The following is a 20,524-nucleotide window of genomic DNA, read 5'->3' on the forward strand; positions in this document are numbered from 1 at the left end:
TCGCCCCCCGCGGCTCACCCCGCGCGGGCTGCCCGCCTGCGGCAATCCCCGACCCCGCCGTTCCCCCGCACTGTGACGTGTGGCACCATGCTGGCCACCCCACCGGCACAGCCCTCACAGGAGACACTCCTAGTGCAGCCATCCGCCGTTCCGGAGCTAGCTCACGCCCACACCCGGCCCATCCACTGGGTCGCCACCGCCACAGCCGTCGCAGGCGTGGTCGCCCTCTCCGCCCTCGTACAGCCCGGCTCGGCCACCGCCGCCCAGCCCACCCCAGGGACGGAGACCAGATCCGCCCCCGCGGCCGTCGCCGCGCCCAGCACCACGGGCGTCGCCTTCCCGCTGAACTGCGGACCGGTCAAGGCGATCGTCGTGAAGAAGGCCACCGGAGACCTCGACGGGGACGGCCGACCGGAAACCGTCGCCGTCGTGCACTGCAACGCCCCCATGGGCACCCCGCCCGACGGCGTCTACGTCCTCACCCGGGGCACCGACAACGGCAAGGCCCGCGTCGTCGCCACCCTCGTCGACCCCAAGGAGCGGCTCACCGTCACCGACTTCGTCCTGCGCGAGCGCACGGTCTCGGCCACCCTGCTCGGCTACTCCTCGGACGACGTGCCCAGTTGCTGCCCCGACGTGAAGACCGCGACGGCATGGAAGTGGAACGGCAGCGCCTTCATCCGCTCCACACCCGCCGCGGCCCACAGCGTCTGACCACCGGATCCGGACGGACCCGGCCGGAGCTCACTCCGCGTCGGGTCCGTACACCTCGACCCTGTCCGCGACCCGGCGCACGTGAATACACTCGCCGGGACACTCCTTCGCCGAGTCCACCACATCCGTCAGCAGCGGCAGCGGCACCGGCGTCGTCGCCCCCACGGACTGCAGCAGCTCGTCGTCCGCGCCCTTCACATACGCCAGCCCGTCGATGTCCAGCTCGAACACCTCGGGCGCGTACTGGACGCAGATCCCGTCGCCGGTACACAGGTCCTGGTCGATCCAGACCTCCAGCGCCTCGCCGCCCAGGGCCTCCTGCTGCACGGTCATCTCTCCTGCCGTAGGTTCGCCGGACGGCCCCGGCGCGATGGCCGGCCAGGTCCGCACCAGCGGCTGTTGAACACCTCGACCCTACCTCCGCCGCTCTTCCCGCCCTTCCCCGCCTTTCTCCGCCCTGTCCTCTGCCCTTCCTGGTCTGATCGACCGCATCCGGCCACCCGGACCGGCAGCCGCCGGGTTTCCGCCCACCCCGGCCCGGGTACGACCGCCCGACCGGAAAGGCACACCAGCGCCCGCCCGGCAGGGCAGCCGACGCCCGACCAGGAGGGGACGCCGGACACCGGGACGGCCACTTCACGCCGCACCCGCCGTCACATCGACCGCCCGAACCGTCGCTCTGCGTGATGATCGCGCGAGCGCCCACCGGGCTGCCCCGGCACGGGCGCACCGGCCCGCAACGGACAACTCCGGCCAGTCCGGAAGGGATTTGACCTCCCCCGACATGGAACAACCCGCTTCCGAATCACGTTGAGTGGGTATCCCCTCCGTGCGAGAGGGAGCGCACCGGGTGACCGACGACACACCTTGACAGTCCATGTGATCTAGGGGTTTCAATCGACACCCACCCAGGTAGGGTCTGGAAGCGTCCAGCTCCCCTTGGAGGAGGTGAGGACCGTGGCAGCCCACGACGACGACATGAACCGCGGCATCCGCCCGGGACGAGGGTCCGAAGACCCGGCCGGGCAGATCGCCTACCTTGAGCAGGAGATCGCCGTCCTGCGACGCAAGCTCGCCGACTCTCCGCGACACACGAGGATTCTCGAAGAGCGGATCGTCGAGCTGCAGACCAACCTGGCCGGCGTCTCCGCCCAGAACGAACGACTGGCCAACACGCTCCGCGAGGCCCGCGACCAGATCGTGGCCCTCAAGGAAGAGGTCGACCGCCTCGCCCAGCCGCCGGCCGGCTTCGGAGTCTTCCTGCAGGCCAACGAGGACGGCACCGCCGACATCTTCACCGGAGGCCGCAAACTCCGGGTGAACGTCAGCCCGAGCGTCGACCTCGACGACCTCAGGCGCGGCCAGGAGGTCATGCTCAACGAAGCCCTCAACGTGGTCGAAGCCATGGAGTACGAGCGCGTCGGGGACATCGTCACCCTCAAGGAGATCCTCGAGGACGGCGAACGCGCCCTGGTGCTCGGGCACACCGACGAGGAACGGGTGGTACGGCTCGCCGAGCCGCTGCTGGACGTCACCATCCGCGCCGGCGACGCCCTCCTGCTCGAACCCCGCTCCGGCTACGTCTACGAGGTCGTGCCCAAGAGCGAGGTCGAAGAACTCGTCCTCGAGGAAGTCCCCGACATCGGCTACGAGGCCATCGGCGGCCTCGGCAACCAGATCGAGGCCATCCGCGACGCCGTCGAACTGCCCTACCTCTACCCCGACCTCTTCAAGGAACACGAGCTGCGCCCGCCCAAGGGAGTCCTCCTCTACGGACCCCCCGGCTGCGGCAAGACGCTCATCGCCAAGGCCGTCGCCAACTCGCTGGCCAAGAAGGTCGCCGAAGTCACCGGCCAGGCCGCCGGCAAGAGCTTCTTCCTCAACATCAAGGGCCCCGAGCTGCTCAACAAGTACGTCGGCGAGACCGAGCGGCAGATCCGTCTCGTCTTCCAGCGTGCACGCGAGAAGGCCAGCGAGGGCACACCCGTCATCGTCTTCTTCGACGAGATGGAATCCCTCTTCCGCACCCGCGGCTCCGGCGTCAGCTCGGACGTGGAGAACACCATCGTCCCCCAGCTGCTCGCCGAGATCGACGGCGTGGAAGGCCTGGAGAACGTGGTCGTCATCGGTGCCTCCAACCGCGAGGACATGATCGACCCCGCCATCCTGCGCCCCGGCCGCCTCGACGTGAAGATCAAGATCGAGCGGCCCGACGCCGAAGCAGCCAAGGACATCTTCGGCAAGTACCTCACCGAGCGCCTCCCGCTCCACACGGACGACCTCGGTGAACACGGCGGCGACAAGGCCACCACCGTCCAGAGCATGATCCAGACGGCGGTCGAGCACATGTACGCCGAAACCGAGGAGAACCGCTTCCTGGAAGTCACCTACGCCAACGGCGACAAGGAAGTCCTCTACTTCAAGGACTTCAACTCCGGCGCCATGATCGAAAACATCGTGGGCCGCGCCAAGAAAATGGCGATCAAGGACTTCCTGGAGAAGAACCAGAAGGGCCTCCGCGTCTCCCACCTCCTCCAGGCCTGCGTGGACGAGTTCAAGGAGAACGAGGACCTCCCCAACACCACCAACCCGGACGACTGGGCCCGCATCTCCGGAAAGAAGGGCGAACGGATCGTCTACATCCGCACCCTGATCACCGGAAAGCAGGGCGCCGACACCGGACGCTCCATCGACACGGTGGCGAATACCGGTCAGTACCTGTAACGGCGGGGCGGCTGCGGGTGCCCACACCGGGTACCCGCAGCCGCTGCTTTTCCGCCCACGACCGGAGCAGTCAATGACGCAAATGATCTCCCCACCAGCGCAAAGGCGCTCTAGGCTCTTTCCTACCGCCGAAACGCGCAGTGCGGGGACGGGCACCGCACACGCACCGGAGCGCCAGCGGTACGTCAGCGGCACCCACGACCGAGGGCGCCGCCGGGCAAGGAGGGCCGCATGACCGTACGGCGAGTAATGGGCATCGAGACGGAGTACGGCATCTCCGTCCCCGGCCACCCCAACGCCAATGCCATGCTCACCTCGTCCCAGATCGTCAACGCCTACGCGGCGGCGATGCACCGGGCCCGCCGGGCCCGCTGGGACTTCGAGGAGGAGAACCCGCTGCGGGACGCGCGAGGCTTCGACCTCGCCCGCGAGGCCGCCGACGCCAGCCAGCTCACCGACGAGGACATCGGCCTCGCCAACGTGATCCTCACCAACGGAGCACGCCTCTACGTCGACCACGCCCACCCCGAATACAGCGCCCCGGAGGTCACCAACCCCCGCGACGCCGTCCTCTGGGACAAGGCCGGCGAGCGGATCATGGCCGAGGCCGCGGAACGGGCCGCCCAGCTCCCCGGCGCCCAGCCCATCCACCTCTACAAGAACAACACCGACAACAAGGGCGCCTCCTACGGCACGCACGAGAACTACCTGATGAAGCGGGAAACCCCCTTCTCCGACATCGTGCGCCACCTCACCCCCTTCTTCGTCTCCCGCCAGGTCTTCGCCGGAGCCGGCCGCGTCGGCATCGGCCAGGACGGACACGAACACGGCTTCCAGCTCAGCCAGCGCGCCGACTACTTCGAAGTCGAGGTCGGCCTGGAGACGACACTGAAGCGGCCCATCATCAACACCCGGGACGAGCCCCACGCCGACGCCGAGAAGTACCGCCGCCTGCACGTGATCATCGGGGACGCGAACCTCTCCGAGATCTCGACGTACCTCAAGCTGGGCACGACGGCCCTCGTCCTCTCCATGATCGAGGACGGCTTCATCGCGGTGGACCTCGCCGTGGACCAGCCCGTACGCACCCTCCACCAGGTCTCCCACGACCCGACCCTGAAGCGCCTCATCACCCTCCGCAGCGGCCGGACGCTCACCGCCGTACAACTCCAGATGGAGTACTTCGAACTGTCCCGCAAGTACGTCGAGGAACGCTTCGGGGCCGACGCCGACGAACAGACCAAGGATGTCCTCGCCCGCTGGGAAGACACTCTGAACCGGCTCGAGAACAACCCGATGAGCCTCGCCGGCGAACTGGACTGGGTCGCCAAGCGCGAACTCATGGAGGGCTACCGCCGCCGCGACGGCCTCGACTGGGACGCGGCCCGGCTGCACCTCGTCGACCTCCAGTACGCCGACGTACGTGCCGAGAAGGGCCTCTACAACCGCCTGGCGGCCCGTGGACGTATGAAGCGGCTGCTGGACGAGACCGAGGTCGACAGGGCCCGCACGAAGCCGCCGGAGGACACACGCGCGTACTTCCGGGGACGCTGCCTGGAGCAGTACGCGGACGACGTGGCGGCGGCATCGTGGGATTCGGTGATCTTCGATCTCCCCGGCCGGGACTCCCTCCAGCGCGTTCCAACCCTCGAACCACTACGCGGAACGCGAAATCACGTCAAGGAGCTGCTGGACCGCTGCCGCACCGCGGAAGACCTGGTCAGGGTCCTGTCCGGCGGCTGAGCGCGCTCAGTGGGCACGCGTACCACCCCGGGCGGACAGGGTGGAAATCCCACCGCCCGGGAATCATCGAGGTGGCCCCCGTACGTTGGAGAAACTGCGGGGCCGATGTCGGACCCGGCTTGTAGGGTCTGATCATCACCGATCGGCAGGCGAACTGAGCGGGGTGAGGGTTATGGCGACCAAGGACACCGGCGGCGGCCAGCAGAAGGCCACACGTTCCACCGAAGAGGTCGAGGAGCAGGCGCAGGACGCGCAGGCTTCCGAGGACCTCAAGGAGCGGCACGAGAAGCTGAGCGATGATGTGGACTCGGTGCTGGACGAAATCGATGATGTGCTCGAGGAGAACGCAGAGGACTTCGTTCGAAGTTTCGTTCAAAAAGGCGGCCAGTAGCCTTCGAATTGAAGGCTGTGGGGGATTCTGGCTTGGAAAGCGAAGAGGGTGTGAAGCGCTGCTCGCGGTGTAAGCAGCACAAGCCGCGGGCAGCGTTCGCGCGGAACAAGGCTATGCGCGATGGGCTGCAGTGCTATTGCCGTGAGTGCGCGGCGGCGTACCACCAGCAGCGGCAGGTGGCCAAGGGGCGCAATGTTCGGCCGAGAGTGGAAGTGCCGCCGGGCCACAAGTACTGCCGTACTTGCGGCGAGACCAAGCCGCACAGCGAGTGGACTCGGAATAGCAGCGCTTCCGACGGCCTGGCGACTCTTTGCAAAGCCTGCAAGGCCGTAAAGGGTCGACAGCATCATCTCAAGCGCAGCTACGGCCTCACCGAAGCCGAGCGCGAGGCGATGGTCGCCTCCCAGCGGGGCCTGTGTGCGATCTGCCTGGTCGCCCCCGCCGTGCATGTGGATCACTGCCACAAGACGGGTAGGGTCCGTGGCGTACTGTGCTTCAACTGCAATTCGGCCATCGGAAAGTTGGGAGACGATCCCGACGCCGTGCGCCGTGCCGCTGCTTACCTGGAAGGAAACTTGTGGAAGCCAACACTCGTAGCACCGGGCGTCTACCAGCTGCCTTCCTGACGCCTGGGTCCTCCTCCTTCATGGACTTTCTCTCGGAGCACCAGCCCGAGCTGCTGCCCGGCAAGCGGCAGCTGCCCGTGCAGGGTGTGATCGAGGCGCCGCACGGCACGACGATCGTCGCCGTCACCTTCCCCGGAGGCGTCGTGCTGGCCGGTGACCGGCGGGCGACCATGGGGAACGTCATCGCCCAGCGGGACATCGAGAAGGTGTTCCCGGCGGACGAGTACTCGGCCGTGGGTATCGCCGGCACCGCCGGTCTCGCCGTGGAGATGGTGAAGCTCTTCCAGCTGGAGCTGGAGCACTTCGAGAAGGTCGAGGGTGCTCAGCTGTCGCTGGAGGGCAAGGCGAACCGGCTGTCGACCATGATTCGCTCCAACCTCGGCATGGCCATGCAGGGCCTGGCGGTGGTGCCGCTGTTCGCCGGGTACGACCTGGACCGGGAGAGGGGCCGTATCTTCTCCTACGACGTGACGGGCGGCCGTTCCGAGGAGCACAACTTCGCGGCGACGGGCTCGGGTTCGATCTTCGCGCGTGGTGCGATGAAGAAGCTGTTCCGTGACGATCTGACCGAGGAGCAGGCCACGACGCTGGTGGTCCAGGCTCTGTACGACGCGGCTGACGACGACTCGGCGACCGGTGGTCCCGATGTCGCCCGCCGGATCTACCCGATCATCACCGTGATCACCGAGGACGGTTTCCGCAGGCTGACGGAGGGCGAGTCCTCCGAGCTCTCCCGCGCGGTGCTCCAGCGGCGTCTGGAGGAGCCGGACGGCCCGAAGGCCGCCCTGCTCTGAGCGCGGGCCCGGTTCTTCTGAAGGTGATCCAGTGACCATGACAGAAAGGGACGGATAACCGGTGTCGACGCCGTTCTATGTCTCACCCCAGCAGGCCATGGCCGACCGGGCGGAGTACGCCCGCAAGGGCATCGCCCGTGGCCGCAGCCTGGTCGTGCTGCAGTATGCCGACGGCATTGTGTTCGTCGGTGAGAACCCGTCCCGTGCGCTGCACAAGTTCAGCGAGATCTACGACCGGATCGGTTTCGCGGCGGCCGGTAAGTACAACGAGTACGAGAATCTGCGGATCGGCGGTGTGCGGTATGCCGATCTTCGTGGGTACACGTACGACCGCGACGATGTGACCGCGCGTGGTCTGGCGAACGTGTACGCGCAGACTCTGGGCACGATCTTCTCGTCGGCGGCGGAGAAGCCGTACGAGGTGGAGCTGGTGGTCGCCGAGGTGGGAGAGACCCCGGAGGGTGACCAGATCTATCGGCTGCCGCATGACGGTTCGATCGTGGACGAGCACGGTTCGGTCGCGGTCGGCGGCAACGCCGAGCTGATCAGCAACTATCTGGACCAGCGTCATCAGGACGGCATGAGTCTGGCCGAGGCGCTCAAGCTGGCCGTGCAGGCGCTGTCCCGTGAGTCGAACGGTTCGCAGCGGGAGATTCCGGCGGAGCGTCTGGAGGTCGCGGTCCTGGACCGTACGCGTCCGCAGAAGCGCAAGTTCAAGCGCATCGTCGGCCGCCAGCTGTCGCGTCTGCTGGAGGCGGAGGGTGCGGCGAACGAGGCGGAGTCCTCGGAGGAGTCCGAGGAGGAGTAGTCCTCGCGTTCTGCTCCGCGGGCAGGCCCCGGCCGGTGTTCCGGCCGGGGCCTGCCCGCGTCTCAGGGCGTGCGAGGCGGTGCCGTGGAGCCGCGGACGATCAGTTCGACGGGGATGTCGCCGCGGTCCGGCTCGCGGCCGTCCAGGACGGCGAGGAGGGCGTGCATGCCGCGTTCGCCGAAGAGCTCGGCGTCGAGGCGTACGGTCGTCAGCTCGGGGTCGATGGCGGTGGCGAGGGCGAGGTCGTCGAGGCCGGTGACGGAGACGTCGTCGGGGACGCGCAGGCCGAGGCGGCGGAGGGCTTTGTAGGCGCCGGCGGCCAGTTTGTCGTCGTCGCAGACGATCGCGGTGGGGCGGGGGCCGGGAGCGGTGAGGGCGGTCTCGGTGGCGGCGAGGGCGCCTTCGATCGAGATCGGGGCGCGGGCCGTGCGGACCTGGGTGCCGGGGACGGCGGTCATGTGCGCTGCCAGTTCCCGGGCGCGCATCTCGAAGGTCCAGGAGGGCACGTCGGCGGCCAGGTGGAGGATGCGCCGGTGGCCGAGGCCGAGGAGGTGCTCGGTGACCTGGCGGACGCCGTCGGCGATGTCGAGGTTCACGGTGGCGGCGCCGAGGCTGCCCTCGGGGTCGCTGTCGAGCATCACCAGGGGCAGCTGGTCGCCGCGGATGGCGGTGAGGGCGTCGGCGGCCATGGAGGAGGCGATGACGCCGTCCAGGGCGGCCTGTGCGGAGGCGAAGGGGTCGCGGGCGGGGCCGATGCCTTCGGGGGAGGGGTAGAGGACGACTCCGAAGCCGTGCTGGGCGGCCACGCGCGCGGCGCCCGTGTAGACGCCGGCGAAGAACTCCGTCGTCAGGGCGGGGACGACGAGCAGGACCGTGCGGGTGCGGCCGAGGCGCAGGTTGCGGGCGGCGAGGTTGGGCCGGTAGCCCAGCTCGCGCGCGGCCTCGCGGACGCGCTCGGCCGTGGCCTCGGAGACCCGGCCGCGCCATTTGTCGCCCAGCACGAGGGAGACGGCAGCCTGGGAGACTCCGGCCGCCTGGGCGACGTCACGGCTGGTCGGGCGCGTGCTGCTGCGTGCCACCGCGGATGCGCTCCTTCTCTGGACGTGTGAACAGCGCACATGGTACGTATGAGAGAGGAAGTTATACGTAACACGTGGGGCGCCGAGGTGTCCCGGTGAGCTGCTGAAGGGCAGGACATGGCCACGGGATACCTGGAGATCCTCCGGGCGAGACACGCGCTCCGGCTGCTCACGGGCACCCTGGTGGGCCGGCTGCCCAACGCGACCGCCTCGATCGCCCTGGTGCTGTTCGTGCGCGCCGAGGGCGGCACGTACAGCCTGGCGGGCCTCCTGGCGGCGGTGTACGGCCTCGCCAACGCCGTGGGGCAGCCGCTGCTGGGCCGGCTGGTCGACCTGTACGGTCAGCCGCGCGTGCAGCTGCCGGCGGCCCTGCTGTCGGCGCTGTCCATGTCCCTCTTCGCCTTCTCGGGCACCGACCCGCTTCCGCCGGCGTGCGTCGCCGTGGGGGCGGCCGGTCTGTTCACGCCGCCCCTGGAGGGCGGTCTGCGTGCCCTGTGGCCCTCGGTGCTGCGCCGTGAGGAGCAGGTGCACACCGCTTACGCCATGGACGCCATCGCGCAGGAAATCATGTTCACGGTCGGCCCGTTGCTGGTGACGCTGTGCGTGTCGCTGTGGTCGGAGCGGGCGGCGCTGCTCGTGCTGAACGCCCTGGGTGTGCTGGGCGCGCTCTCGGTGGTCGTCTCGCCGCCCTCGCGCGCGTGGCGTTCGGAGCCGCGCGAGGCGCACTGGCTGGGTGCGCTGCGCTCGCCGGGGCTGCTGGCGCTGCTCGGCTCCTTCCTGTTCATCGGCATGGCGCTCGGCTCGATCGCCGTGGCCTCGGTGCCGTACGCGGACGCGCACGGCGGGGATGCGGTGTACGGCTGGCTGATGGCCGGGCTGGGCCTCGGGGCGCTGGTGGGCGGCGCGGTGTACGGGGCGCGGCAGTGGAGCGGAGCGCCGGAGCGGCGACTGCGGGTGCTGGTGGCACTTCTGGCGGTGTGTTACCTGCCGCTGATGCTGATGCCGGGCGCGGTGGTGATGGTGGGGCTGAGCGCGGTCTCGGGGCTGTTCCTGGCGCCGGCCATCGCCTGTGCGTTCATCATCGTCGACCGGCATGCGCCGAGCGGGACGGTCACCGAGGCTTTCTCCTGGCTTGTGACCACGTTCACGGTGGGTGCGTCGGTGGGAACGGCCCTGGCGGGGCCGGTGGTCGAGACCGGCGGGGCGCTGTGGGGTTTCGCGGTGCCGGGTGCGGCGGGTGCGGTGTCGTTGCTGGTCCTGCTGGCCACGGGGCGGGTCCTCGCAGCTCCCGCGCGGGGCGGGGTCGTTGCGGCTTCATCGGAAACTGATCCAAATCGTGCTGTCGAACCCCGTTTCAGCTCGGGGGATCGGGCGTAATGTTCCCTCATGGACCGCCGCATTTTCGGGCTGGAGAACGAGTACGGCGTCACGTGCACGTTCAGGGGACAGCGGCGCCTGTCTCCTGACGAGGTGGCGCGGTACCTCTTCCGCCGTGTCGTGTCATGGGGTCGCAGTAGCAATGTCTTTCTGCGAAACGGCGCCCGCCTCTATCTCGACGTGGGGTCACATCCGGAATACGCGACACCCGAATGTGACAACGTGATCGAACTGGTCACCCACGACAAGGCCGGCGAGCGCATTCTCGAGGGACTCCTGGTGGACGCGGAACGACGCCTGCACGAGGAGGGAATCGCGGGCGACGTCTACCTCTTCAAGAACAACACCGACTCGGCGGGCAACTCCTACGGCTGCCACGAGAACTATCTGGTGGCGCGGCACGGGGAGTTCTCCCGGCTCGCGGACATTCTCATCCCGTTCCTGGTGACGAGGCAGTTGCTGTGCGGTGCGGGCAAGGTCCTGCAGACGCCGCGCGGCGCGGTGTACTGCGTCAGCCAGCGCGCGGAGCACATCTGGGAGGGCGTCTCCTCGGCGACGACCCGGTCCCGGCCCATCATCAACACCCGGGACGAGCCGCACGCGGACGCCGAGCGCTACCGCCGGCTGCACGTGATCGTGGGCGACTCGAACATGTCCGAGACGACGATGCTGCTCAAGGTCGGCGCGACCGATCTGGTGCTGCGCATGATCGAGGCGGGCACGGTGATGCGTGATCTCACGCTGGAGAACCCGATCCGGGCGATCCGTGAGGTCAGCCATGACATCACGGGGCGGCGCAAGGTGCGGCTGGCCAGCGGCCGGGAGGCGTCGGCGCTGGAGGTGCAGCGGGAGTACTTCGACAAGGCGGTGGACTTCTGCGACCGCCGCGGGATCCGTACGGGCACGGTCGCGCAGGTGCTGGAGCTGTGGGGCCGTACGCTCGACGCGATCGAGACCGAGGAACTGGACCGCATCGCCACCGAGATCGACTGGGTGATGAAGTACAAGCTCATCGAGCGGTACCGGGCCAAGCACAACATGACGATGTCGCATCCGCGGGTGGCTCAGATAGACCTCGCGTACCACGACATCCACCGTCGTCGTGGCCTGTACTACCTGCTGGAGAAGAAGGGCCAAGCCACCCGGATCTGCAACGACTTGAAGATCTTCGAGGGCAAGTCTGTTCCGCCGCAGACCACTCGGGCCCGGCTGCGTGGTGACTTCATCCGCAGGGCGCAGGAACAGCGCAGGGACTTCACGGTCGACTGGGTGCACCTGAAGCTCAATGACCAGGCGCAGCGCACGGTGTTGTGCAAGGACCCGTTCCGTTCGGTGGACGACCGGGTGGAGAAGCTGATCGCCGGAATGTAGCGCCGGGCTCGTCTGTCAAGCGTTTCGCCGCGGTTATGCGGGAACGCCACACGGGCGCCGTACGTTTCCCGTACGGCGCCCGTGTGGCGTCGTAGAGTTGCGCGCACGCCATTCCGCAAGATCGACCGATTACGAGGCTTCTCCGTGCGCCGACGTTCACTTCTCCTCGCCGCCGCTCCCGCAGGACTGGTCACGCTCGCCGGGTGCGGTGACGGCAAGTCCGGATCCAGCAAGGCCGGCGCGTCGCCGTCGGGCTCGGCGTCCGCTCCGCCGCCGCCCAAGATCGTGGAAGGGCCGTTGCCCACGATCACGGCGGGCACGAAGTTCGGCGAGAAGCCGAAGGTCGCGAAGGGGCCGGGGGAGCCGTCGAAGAACCTGGCGGTGAAGACGGTGATCGCGGGCAGTGGCCGTGCGGTCGCGGAGAACGTCTTCATCCAGGCGAACTACCTGGGCCAGATCTGGAGCAGCGGCAAGGTCTTCGACAACTCCTACGACCGCAAGAAGCCCCTGCTGATGCAGCTCGCGCAGGGCAGCATCATCGACGGCTGGCGGTATGCCCTCATGGGCAAGAAAGTGGGCAGCCGGGTCCTGATCTCGGTCCCGCCGAACCTGGGGTACGGCAAGGCGGGCAACCCGCAGGCGGGCATCAAGGGCGACGACACGCTGGTCTTCGTCATCGACCTGATGGAGGTCTACGACTCCAAGAGCTCCGCGCAGGGCAAGCCGGTCGCGCAGAGCGACGCGGCGCTGCCCAAGGTCGCCACCAACACCGACGGTCTGGTGCCCAAGGTCACCGTGCCCAAGGTGGCCCCGCCGACCAAGCTCGTGTCGGAGTACGTCCTGGAGGGCGACGGGCCCGAGGTCACGGCCGAGCAGGCGATCCTGTGCCAGTTCCAGGGCCTGGTGTGGGACAGCGGCAAGACGTTCCAGCGGACGTACGGCTCGGGCCGGCTCAGCCAGTTCTCGATCGCGCAGATGCAGCAGGCCGTCAAGGGCCTGGCCCAGGGACTGACCGGCAAGAAGGTGGGCAGCCGGGTCCTGATCGTCGTGCCGCCGGACCTGGGCTACGGCAACACCCCGCCGAGCGGCGGTGTGATCAAGAAGGGCTCCACGCTGGTGTTCACGGTGGACATCCTCGCGACGATGTAGCCCGCGCGGTGGACGCGCCGTGGCGCGCGCGTGGGGTGGCCGGTGGCGGGCGGGAGGCCTGCGGGGATGAAAGACTGTTCGTGTTTCGTGTCGTACACATGCAGGAGCAAGTGACGTGAACAAGGACAAGCCCGAGATCGACTTCCCGGGCGGCGAGCCCCCGGCGGACCTTGAGATCAAGGACATCTGGGAGGGCGACGGCGAGGTGGCCGAGGCCGGCGACTTCGTCAAGGTCCACTACGTGGGTGTCGCGTTCTCCACGGGTGAGGAGTTCGACGCCTCCTGGAACCGGGGTCGGCCGCTGGACTTCCAGCTCGGTGTCGGCCAGGTCATCCAGGGCTGGGACAAGGGCGTGCAGGGCATGAAGGTCGGCGGCCGTCGCCAGCTGACCATCCCGGCGCACCTGGCCTACGGCGACCGTGGCGCCGGTAACGCGATCGCCCCGGGCGAGACGCTGATCTTCGTCTGCGACCTCGAGGGCGTTGCCAAGCGCTGACCGGTTCCGGTCGGGAAAGGGCCCATGCTGTCCGCATGGGCCCTTCTTGTTTGCGCCCATCTTTGCTCCGGCTTTTGCCTCGACACCCCGGAGCGGTACGGTCATCGGTCGTAAGCACCATAGGGAGGCGAAGGGCGTCGATGGCCATTGCCAAGGCCGAGCGGCTGATGAACCTGGCGCTGTGTCTGCTGGGGACGCGGCGTCCGCTCAGCAAGCGCGAGCTGCGCGAGTCCATCGAGGCGTACGTCGAGGCCTTCAGGCCGGAAAGCGGCGCAGCAGGCAGCGACGACTCCTTCAACCGCATGTTCGAGCGGGACAAGGACGACCTGCGCGAGCTGGGCCTGGTGATCGAGACCGTCGAGAACATCGACGGCGAGGTCGGCTACCTGGCCCGCCGGGACAGCAACCGTCTTCCGCCCATCACCCTGGACGCCGAGGAGGCTGCCGCCCTCGGGCTCGCCGCGAAGGTGTGGCAGCAGGCCCGGCTCGCGGGCGCCGCCAGCGGTGCTCTGCAGAAGCTGCGCGCCGCGGGACTGCCCGAGGACGTCGACCCGTACGAGGCGCACGGCGCGCTGGAGCCGCACATCCCGGTGCACGAGGCGGCCTTCGAACCGCTGATGCTGGCGTGCCGCGACCGCCGCCCGGTCGTCTTCGACTACCGCAAGGCCACCGCCGCGCACCCCGAGACCCGGCATGTCGAGCCGTGGGCGCTGGAGTGCTGGCGCGGCCACTGGTACCTGGCGGGCTGGGACCGCGACCGGGGTGCCGAGCGGGTCTTCCGGCTCTCCCGGATCACCGGCCGGGTCCGTTCCCGGGGCACCGGTTTCACCGCGCCCGTGCCGGACGTCGTCACCGTGCGTGAGACGGTCGCGGGCTGGGCCGGCGAGATAGCGGACCGTTCGGCGCTGATCCGGCTGCGTTCCGGCGCCGGTTACCCCCTTCGGGCGAAGGCCACCCGCGTCAGGGAACTCGGCGACGGCTGGGACGAGTTGGAGATCCCGTACGGGCACGGTCTGGACGCCTGGCTGGTGGAGTTCGGGCCGGACGTGGTGGTCCTGGAGCCGGCCGAGCTGCGGGCCGACGTGGTGGACCGGCTACGGGCCGTGGCCAAGGGCTGAGGGGAGCGGAGCACGATCATGGCAGGCAAACCGGCGAGGCCCGTGAACGCCATCGACCAGACCCGGCGGATGCTGTCCCTGGTGACGTATCTGCGGGAGCGGCCCGGCGCGCGGATCGCGGACGTGGCGCGCGCCTTCGGCATCACCGAGGACGAGCTGGTCTCCGACCTGGATCTGCTGCCCATGTGCGGCACCAGCTTCCGGGGCGGCGACCTGCTGGACATCGACACCGACGGCGAGTGCATCTGGTGGCACAACCCGGCCGCGCTCGGCGAGGAGGCGGCCGAGCCGCTGCGGCTGGCCGCCGACGAGGCGACCGCGCTGCTGGTGGCGGCCCGCGCGGTGTCGACGCTGCCCGGCCTCAGGGAAGGCGACCGGCAGGCGCTGCTGCGGGCCACGGCCAAGGTGGAGACCGCGGCCGGCGAGGCCGCGGGCGCCAGCTCCCGGCTGTCCGTGACCTTCGAGTCCGAGGGCGGTGTCTTCGCCGACGTCGACCGGGCGATCTCCGAGCGCCGCCGGCTGTGGATCCGCTACTACTCGCCCGCGCGGGACGAGCTGACCGAGCGCGAGATCGACCCGATCCGCCTGGTCAGCGTCGGGCACACGTACGTGGAGGCGTGGTGCCGTCGCTCCGAGGCCCGGCGCACGTTCCGGCTGGACCGGGTCGCCGAGATCAGGATCCTGGACGAGCCGTCCGCGCCGCCCGAGATAGAGCCGCGTGACCTGTCGGAGGGCCTGGTGCAGCCGGCCGCCGAGGACCCTGAGGTGGTGGTCGAGGTGGGTCCCGCCGGCCGCTGGGTCGCCGAGTACTACCCGCACGACAGTGCCGACGAGCTTCCCGACGGCGGGCTGCGCATCACCCTGCGCACCCCCGATCCGGCCTCGCTGAGGCGGCTCGCGCTGCGGCTCGGCGGTGACGGCCGGATCGTCTCGCCGCCCGATCTGGCCGACAGTGCCCGCCGGGCGGCCCGCGAGGCGCTGGCGGCGTACGACAGGGTCCACGACAGGCAGGAGCAGGAGCGTTGAGCGAGTCTCCGGTGTCCGGTGCGGGTCAGATGACGGTGGCGGCGGCCTTCGCCGGGATGAAGCGGGTGGTCCCCGTGGTGTTCAAGGCCGGCTGCCCGGACTGCCGGGGCCGCTTCGAACTCGCGGCGAGCGCCCTGCGGCTGGCCATCGGCGCGACCAGCCGGACGACGTTCTACTCCTTCACCTGCCCCGAGTGCGGGGCCTCGGTGCGCAAGCCCGCGGGGGAGCGGATCGTCGAGCTGCTCACCGGCGGCGGGGTCCGGACCTTGCGGCTGCACTCCACGGTGTAGGCGGCTGCGTTCCACGGAGCGGGACGGTCTAGTCTCGACGTCATGTTCTGGCCGATGTTCGCGGTAGCCGTGGGTTTCCTGGGTCTCGCTGTCCTGGGGGTGCTCGCCGTCCGGGTGTTCCTGGAGGCGCGGCGGCTGGGGCAGCAGGTCGCGGTCTCCGCGCGCCGTATCAACAGGGCGGCCGAGGATCTGGAGCGGGCGGCGGTGAGCGCGGCCCGGGCCGTGGACACCCTGTGAGTCTCGTCCGTGCTGCGCTTGTGCCGCGCTCGGGCCCCGCTTGTGGTGCGCTTTTCTGTGATGCGCATTGGGTCACTTCGCCCTGTCACCTTGCCGGTCGGGCCAGGTACGCTCTGATCGCGGCCCGGATAACGAGGCGCGGTCCGCAGAGCAGGAGTACGCACCGGGCTTGTCCCACGTTCATCCCGGGGCGATACGATCGCTGCACGCTCCGCCGCCCGCCTCAGTGAGAAGGTGAAACTTATGTTCCGCAACGGACTTGAGCCGTGGCACCTGCTGCTGCTCGCTCTCGTGATCCTCCTCGTGTTCGGCTCCAAGAAGCTCCCGGACATGGCGCGCTCGCTCGGCAAGTCCGCGCGCATCCTGAAGAGCGAGGCGAAGGCGATGAAGGACGACGGCAAGCAGTCCGCCGAAACCGCCCAGTCCTCCGAGGAGCCCGCTCCGGCTCAGCGCACGATCCAGGCCGCCCCCGGCGACGTGACCAGCTCCCGCCCGGTCAACGAGCCGACGGACACGACCCAGCGCTGACGCGAGGGCCGGGGGCATCCGGTCCGCTGCACGAGATGAGGATGTGGGTTGCTCGAGTCTGCCCGCAAGAAGGAGAGGGATCCCGAGGGGCGGATGCCGCTCGTGGATCACTTGCGTGAGCTGCGTAACCGGCTCGCGAAGGGTGTCCTGGCGATCCTTGCCGTCACGATCATCGCGGCCTTCTTCTACAGAGACATCATCAACGTCATCACCCAGCCGGTGCTCGACGAGATCGGCTGCCACCAGTCCTTCGGGGAGCTGGCCAAGGCCAAGAACGTCCACTGCGCGCACATCACCGTCAGCGGCCTGCTGGCGCCGTTCACCCTGGCCCTGAAGGTCGCCTTGATGGCCGGTGTCGTGCTGGCGTCGCCGGTCTGGCTCTACCAGTTGTGGGCGTTCGTCGCGCCGGGCCTGCACCGCAGCGAGAAGAAGTACGCGTACGCCTTCGTCGGCTTCGGCTTCCCGCTCTTCCTCGGCGGCGGCTACCTCGCGTTCCACGTGCTGCCCACCACGGCGAAGGTGATGATCGACCTCACACCCAACGGTGCTGAGAACCTGTTGCCGCTGGACGACCTGCTGGACCTGGTCACCCGCATGATCGTCGTTTTCGGCCTCGCCTTCGAGATGCCGTTGCTGCTGGTCATGCTCAACCTCACCGGTGTCCTGTCGGGACGGCGCATGCTGGGCTGGTGGCGCGGCATGATCGTCGGCATCACCGCCTTCGCGGCCGTGGCCACGCCCAGCCCGGACCCGATGACGATGCTGGCGCTGGCGGCGCCGATCTGGGCGCTGTACTTCATCGCCGTGGCCATCGCGCTGCTCAACGACCGGCGCCGGGCCCGCCGCGAGGCCGACGGCCCCGGGGACGACGAGGCGTCCGAGCTGGACCTCACGCCCGAGGAGATCGGCGAGGTGGAGGCCGTGACCGCGAGCGCTACCCCCGAACTGTCCGGTACGGACCGGGTCAACGGCTACGACGACGTGACCTGACCGTCACCGCGCGGACATGCGATACCCCGGCCCGGGTGGCTTTTCCGGGCCGGGGTCTTTCGTGTCCGGGGGGCGCCGGCCGTCGATCGGTCCACGTTCCGGATAATGATCGTCCTGTTGTCAGTGCGGCCCGGTACGCTCGAAAGCACGATGACAGAGGACCTCTCTCCGGCCGAGCGGTACGCGGCAGCCCGCAGACGGGCAGCCGAGCAGGCCACCGCGCTCGCGTCCTTCCGCGAGATGTACGACTTCGGCCTCGACCCCTTCCAGATCGAGGCCTGCGAGGCGCTCGAAGAGGGGAAGGGCGTGCTGGTGGCCGCCCCCACCGGCTCGGGCAAGACGATCGTGGGCGAGTTCGCCGTCCACCTCGCCCTGAGGCAGGGCAAGAAGTGCTTCTACACGACACCCATCAAGGCGCTGTCGAACCAGAAGTACGCCGACCTGTGCCGCCGCTACGGGGACGGCATGGTCGGCCTCCTCACCGGCGACAACAGCATCAACTCCGACGCCCCGGTGGTCGTGATGACCACCGAGGTCCTGCGGAACATGCTGTACGCGGGCTCGCAGACCCTCCTCGGCCTCGGCTATGTGGTCATGGACGAGGTGCACTACCTCTCCGACCGCTTCCGTGGCGCCGTCTGGGAGGAGGTGATCATCCACCTTCCCGAGTCCGTGACCCTGGTGTCGCTGTCGGCGACCGTGTCCAACGCCGAGGAGTTCGGTGACTGGCTGGACACCGTCCGTGGCGACACCGAGGTGATCGTCTCCGAGCACCGGCCGGTCCCGCTGTTCCAGCACGTGCTCGCCGGGCGCCGGATGTACGACCTGTTCGAGGAGGGCGAGGGCCACAAGAAGGCCGTCAACCCCGACCTCGTCCGCCTCGCCCGCATGGAGGCCACCAGGCCGTCGTACCAGGACCGGCGGCGCGGCCGGGCCATGCGCGAGGCCGACCGGGAGCGGGAGCGCCGGCAGCGCTCGCGCGTGTGGACGCCGGGCCGGCCCGAGGTGATCGAGCGGCTCGACTCCGAGGGCCTGCTGCCCGCGATCACGTTCATCTTCAGCCGTGCCGGCTGCGAGGCCGCCGTACAGCAGTGTCTGTACGCGGGCCTCAGGCTCAACGACGAGGAGGCGCGGGAACGGGTCCGCGCGCTCGTCGAGGAGCGCACCGCCGCCATCCCGTCCGAGGACCTGCACGTCCTCGGCTACTACGAGTGGCTGGAGGGGCTGGAGCGCGGTATCGCCGCCCACCACGCGGGCATGCTGCCGACCTTCAAGGAGGTCGTCGAGGAGCTGTTCGTGCGCGGCCTGGTCAAGGCCGTGTTCGCCACCGAGACGCTCGCGCTCGGCATCAACATGCCGGCCCGCTCGGTGGTCCTGGAGAAGCTCGTCAAGTGGAACGGCGAGCAGCACGCCGACATCACCCCCGGCGAGTACACGCAGCTCACCGGCCGTGCCGGGCGCCGCGGCATCGACGTCGAGGGCCACGCGGTCGTGCTGTGGCAGCGCGGGATGAGCCCGGAGCACCTGGGCGGTCTCGCGGGCACGCGTACGTACCCGCTGCGCTCCAGCTTCAAGCCGTCGTACAACATGGCGGTCAACCTGGTCGAGCAGTTCGGCCGGCACCGCTCGCGCGAGCTGCTGGAGACCTCCTTCGCGCAGTTCCAGGCCGACAAGTCGGTCGTCGGGATCTCCCGGCAGGTGCAGCGCAACGAGGAGGGCCTGGAGGGCTACAAGGCCTCCATGACCTGCCACCTCGGCGACTTCGAGGAGTACGCGCGGCTGCGCCGCGAGCTGAAGGACCGCGAGACCGAGCTGGCCCGGCAGGGCGCGAACCAGCGCCGAGCCGAGGCCGCCGTGGCCCTGGAGAAGCTGAAGCCGGGCGACGTCATCCACGTGCCCACAGGCAAGTACGCGGGCCTCGCCCTGGTCCTCGACCCGGGCCTGCCCGCCGGCCGCTCCAACGGCCACCGCGGCTTCGACCAGCACGACGGGCCGCGCCCGCTGGTGCTCACCGCCGAGCGGCAGGTCAAGCGGCTGGCGTCGATCGACTTCCCGGTACCGGTCGAGCCGCTGGACCGGATGCGGATCCCGAAGTCCTTCAACCCGCGCTCCCCGCAGTCCCGCCGGGACCTCGCCTCCGCGCTGCGCACCAAGGCCGGGCACATCCCGCCGGAGCGGGCCCGCAAGAAGCGCTCGCAGGCCGCCGACGACCGTGAGATCGCCCGGCTGCGCACCGCCATCCGCGCGCACCCCTGTCACGGCTGCGACGAGCGCGAGGACCACGCCCGCTGGGCCGAGCGCTACCACCGGCTGCTGCGCGACACCTCGCAGCTGGAGCGCCGCATCGAGGGCCGGACGAACACCATCGCCCGCACCTTCGACCGGATCGTGGCGCTGCTGACCGAGCTGGACTACCTGCGCGCCGACGAGGTCACCGAGCACGGCAGGCGGCTCGCCCGGCTCTATGGCGAACTCGACCTGCTGGCCAGCGAATGCCTGCGCGAGGGCGTCTGGGAGGGCCTCGGCCCGGCCGAACTGGCCGCCTGTGTCTCGGCGTTGGTGTACGAGGCCCGGCTCAGCGACGACGCGATGGCGCCGAAGCTGCCCTCCGGCAAGGCGAAGGCCGCGCTCGGCGAGATGGTCCGCATCTGGGGCCGGCTGGACGCGCTGGAGGAGGAGTTCCGGATCAACCAGACCGAGGGCGTGGGCCAGCGCGAGCCCGACCTCGGCTTCGCGTGGGCCGCGTACATGTGGGCCTCCGGCAAGGGCCTCGACGAGGTGCTGCGCGAGGCGGAGATGCCGGCCGGTGACTTCGTGCGCTGGTGCAAGCAGGTCATCGACGTCCTCGGGCAGATCTCCGCCGCGGCGCCCGTCGAGGGTTCCACGGTCGCGAAGAACGCCCGCAAGGCGGTCGACGCACTGCTGCGCGGAGTGGTGGCCTACTCGTCGGTGGGCTGAACCGGCACCACACCCACGCCCTGAGGGCCCGGACGGTCTCGGTCCTACGAGTTCGTCCGGGCCCTTTCGCATGCCCGTACGCCGTCACCGAACGTGTGCGAAGAG

20 protein-coding genes are annotated in these 20,524 nt (G+C 69.3%); 18 read left to right on the forward strand and 2 right to left on the reverse strand.

What is annotated here, in order from left to right; translation table 11 throughout:
* The first annotated feature begins 132 nt into the window (after positions 1–132).
* Positions 133–714, forward strand: coding sequence for a hypothetical protein (locus tag ACWD3E_RS21370; RefSeq protein WP_451389121.1), 582 nt, complete (start codon positions 133–135; stop codon positions 712–714).
* 30 nt (positions 715–744) lie between these two features.
* On the opposite strand, the gene ACWD3E_RS21375 is transcribed toward ACWD3E_RS21370, so the two are convergent.
* Positions 745–1,047, reverse strand: a complete 303-nt coding sequence (locus ACWD3E_RS21375) for a ferredoxin (RefSeq protein WP_451389122.1) — start codon at positions 1,045–1,047, stop codon at positions 745–747.
* Between the two features lie 624 nt (positions 1,048–1,671).
* Between ACWD3E_RS21375 and arc the strand changes: the two genes are divergently transcribed.
* The 6 genes from arc (at position 1,672) to prcA (ending at position 7,800) form a co-directional block, all read left to right on the forward strand.
* On the forward strand, positions 1,672–3,438 hold the full coding sequence (gene arc, locus ACWD3E_RS21380; protein ID WP_451389123.1) for a proteasome ATPase: 1,767 nt from the start codon (positions 1,672–1,674) through the stop codon (positions 3,436–3,438).
* A gap of 231 nt (positions 3,439–3,669) precedes the next feature.
* Positions 3,670–5,181, forward strand: a complete 1,512-nt coding sequence (gene dop, locus ACWD3E_RS21385; RefSeq protein WP_451389124.1) for a depupylase/deamidase Dop — start codon at positions 3,670–3,672, stop codon at positions 5,179–5,181.
* Between the two features lie 172 nt (positions 5,182–5,353).
* Complete coding sequence (locus tag ACWD3E_RS21390; RefSeq protein WP_030608326.1) at positions 5,354–5,572, forward strand: ubiquitin-like protein Pup; 219 nt, start codon at positions 5,354–5,356, stop codon at positions 5,570–5,572.
* 32 nt (positions 5,573–5,604) lie between these two features.
* Positions 5,605–6,198, forward strand: coding sequence for an endonuclease VII domain-containing protein (locus tag ACWD3E_RS21395; protein ID WP_451389125.1), 594 nt, complete (start codon positions 5,605–5,607; stop codon positions 6,196–6,198).
* Entirely contained in the window at positions 6,150–6,992 is an 843-nt protein-coding gene (prcB, locus tag ACWD3E_RS21400) for a proteasome subunit beta (protein ID WP_451389126.1), read from the forward strand. Before ACWD3E_RS21395 ends, prcB begins: the two co-directional genes overlap by 49 nt.
* A 61-nt stretch (positions 6,993–7,053) precedes the next feature.
* The gene (gene prcA / locus ACWD3E_RS21405; protein ID WP_451349561.1) at positions 7,054–7,800 is read left to right on the forward strand and encodes a proteasome subunit alpha; all 747 of its coding nucleotides are present in this window, start codon (positions 7,054–7,056) and stop codon (positions 7,798–7,800) included.
* 62 nt (positions 7,801–7,862) lie between these two features.
* Here the strand turns inward: prcA and ACWD3E_RS21410 are convergent, their stop codons facing one another.
* The gene (locus ACWD3E_RS21410; protein ID WP_451389127.1) at positions 7,863–8,879 is read right to left on the reverse strand and encodes a LacI family DNA-binding transcriptional regulator; all 1,017 of its coding nucleotides are present in this window, start codon (positions 8,877–8,879) and stop codon (positions 7,863–7,865) included.
* A gap of 117 nt (positions 8,880–8,996) precedes the next feature.
* On the opposite strand from ACWD3E_RS21410, the gene ACWD3E_RS21415 reads away from it, so the two are divergent.
* The 11 genes from ACWD3E_RS21415 (at position 8,997) to ACWD3E_RS21465 (ending at position 20,419) form a co-directional block, all read left to right on the forward strand.
* Complete coding sequence (locus tag ACWD3E_RS21415) at positions 8,997–10,256, forward strand: MFS transporter (RefSeq protein ID WP_451389128.1); 1,260 nt, start codon at positions 8,997–8,999, stop codon at positions 10,254–10,256.
* A 9-nt stretch (positions 10,257–10,265) separates the two neighbouring features.
* Complete coding sequence (pafA, locus tag ACWD3E_RS21420) at positions 10,266–11,627, forward strand: Pup--protein ligase (RefSeq protein WP_067050517.1); 1,362 nt, start codon at positions 10,266–10,268, stop codon at positions 11,625–11,627.
* A gap of 144 nt (positions 11,628–11,771) precedes the next feature.
* Entirely contained in the window at positions 11,772–12,776 is a 1,005-nt protein-coding gene (locus tag ACWD3E_RS21425; RefSeq protein WP_451389129.1) for an FKBP-type peptidyl-prolyl cis-trans isomerase, read from the forward strand.
* A 115-nt stretch (positions 12,777–12,891) separates the two neighbouring features.
* Positions 12,892–13,272 carry an FKBP-type peptidyl-prolyl cis-trans isomerase gene (locus tag ACWD3E_RS21430; RefSeq protein ID WP_451349556.1) on the forward strand — a complete coding sequence of 127 codons (381 nt, stop codon included), beginning with the start codon at positions 12,892–12,894 and terminating at the stop codon, positions 13,270–13,272.
* Positions 13,273–13,412: 140 nt separating this feature from the next.
* Positions 13,413–14,390, forward strand: a complete 978-nt coding sequence (locus ACWD3E_RS21435) for a helix-turn-helix transcriptional regulator (protein WP_451389130.1) — start codon at positions 13,413–13,415, stop codon at positions 14,388–14,390.
* A gap of 18 nt (positions 14,391–14,408) precedes the next feature.
* Positions 14,409–15,416, forward strand: a complete 1,008-nt coding sequence (locus ACWD3E_RS21440) for a helix-turn-helix transcriptional regulator (RefSeq protein WP_451389131.1) — start codon at positions 14,409–14,411, stop codon at positions 15,414–15,416.
* Positions 15,417–15,445: 29 nt separating this feature from the next.
* Positions 15,446–15,706, forward strand: a complete 261-nt coding sequence (locus ACWD3E_RS21445) for a hypothetical protein (RefSeq protein ID WP_451389368.1) — start codon at positions 15,446–15,448, stop codon at positions 15,704–15,706.
* 42 nt (positions 15,707–15,748) lie between these two features.
* Positions 15,749–15,943, forward strand: coding sequence for a hypothetical protein (locus ACWD3E_RS21450; RefSeq protein ID WP_451389132.1), 195 nt, complete (start codon positions 15,749–15,751; stop codon positions 15,941–15,943).
* Between the two features lie 243 nt (positions 15,944–16,186).
* A complete protein-coding gene (gene tatA / locus ACWD3E_RS21455) occupies positions 16,187–16,471 on the forward strand; it encodes a Sec-independent protein translocase subunit TatA (RefSeq protein WP_451389133.1) in 285 nt (94 codons plus the stop codon).
* A 48-nt stretch (positions 16,472–16,519) separates the two neighbouring features.
* Positions 16,520–17,461 (forward strand): twin-arginine translocase subunit TatC, encoded by a 942-nt coding sequence (gene tatC, locus ACWD3E_RS21460; protein ID WP_451389134.1) that lies wholly within the window; start codon positions 16,520–16,522, stop codon positions 17,459–17,461.
* Positions 17,462–17,566: 105 nt separating this feature from the next.
* Positions 17,567–20,419 carry a DEAD/DEAH box helicase gene (locus ACWD3E_RS21465; protein WP_451389135.1) on the forward strand — a complete coding sequence of 951 codons (2,853 nt, stop codon included), beginning with the start codon at positions 17,567–17,569 and terminating at the stop codon, positions 20,417–20,419.
* Positions 20,420–20,524 lie beyond the last annotated feature (105 nt).

It is taken from the genome of Streptomyces sp. NPDC002676 (assembly GCF_053592455.1).

What these genes read in the sequence shown, in the direction of transcription:
- ACWD3E_RS21375 (WP_451389122.1), bottom strand. Translation starts at nt 1,047, where the DNA reads ATGACCGTGCAGCAGGAGGCCCTGGGCGGCGAGGCGCTGGAGGTCTGG.
- dop (WP_451389124.1), top strand. Translation starts at nt 3,670, where the DNA reads ATGACCGTACGGCGAGTAATGGGCATCGAGACGGAGTACGGCATCTCC.
- ACWD3E_RS21390 (WP_030608326.1), top strand. Translation starts at nt 5,354, where the DNA reads ATGGCGACCAAGGACACCGGCGGCGGCCAGCAGAAGGCCACACGTTCC.
- ACWD3E_RS21415 (WP_451389128.1), top strand. Translation starts at nt 8,997, where the DNA reads ATGGCCACGGGATACCTGGAGATCCTCCGGGCGAGACACGCGCTCCGG.
- pafA (WP_067050517.1), top strand. Translation starts at nt 10,266, where the DNA reads ATGGACCGCCGCATTTTCGGGCTGGAGAACGAGTACGGCGTCACGTGC.
- ACWD3E_RS21435 (WP_451389130.1), top strand. Translation starts at nt 13,413, where the DNA reads ATGGCCATTGCCAAGGCCGAGCGGCTGATGAACCTGGCGCTGTGTCTG.
- ACWD3E_RS21440 (WP_451389131.1), top strand. Translation starts at nt 14,409, where the DNA reads ATGGCAGGCAAACCGGCGAGGCCCGTGAACGCCATCGACCAGACCCGG.
- ACWD3E_RS21445 (WP_451389368.1), top strand. Translation starts at nt 15,446, where the DNA reads ATGACGGTGGCGGCGGCCTTCGCCGGGATGAAGCGGGTGGTCCCCGTG.
- ACWD3E_RS21450 (WP_451389132.1), top strand. Translation starts at nt 15,749, where the DNA reads ATGTTCTGGCCGATGTTCGCGGTAGCCGTGGGTTTCCTGGGTCTCGCT.
- tatA (WP_451389133.1), top strand. Translation starts at nt 16,187, where the DNA reads ATGTTCCGCAACGGACTTGAGCCGTGGCACCTGCTGCTGCTCGCTCTC.
- ACWD3E_RS21465 (WP_451389135.1), top strand. Translation starts at nt 17,567, where the DNA reads ATGATCGTCCTGTTGTCAGTGCGGCCCGGTACGCTCGAAAGCACGATG.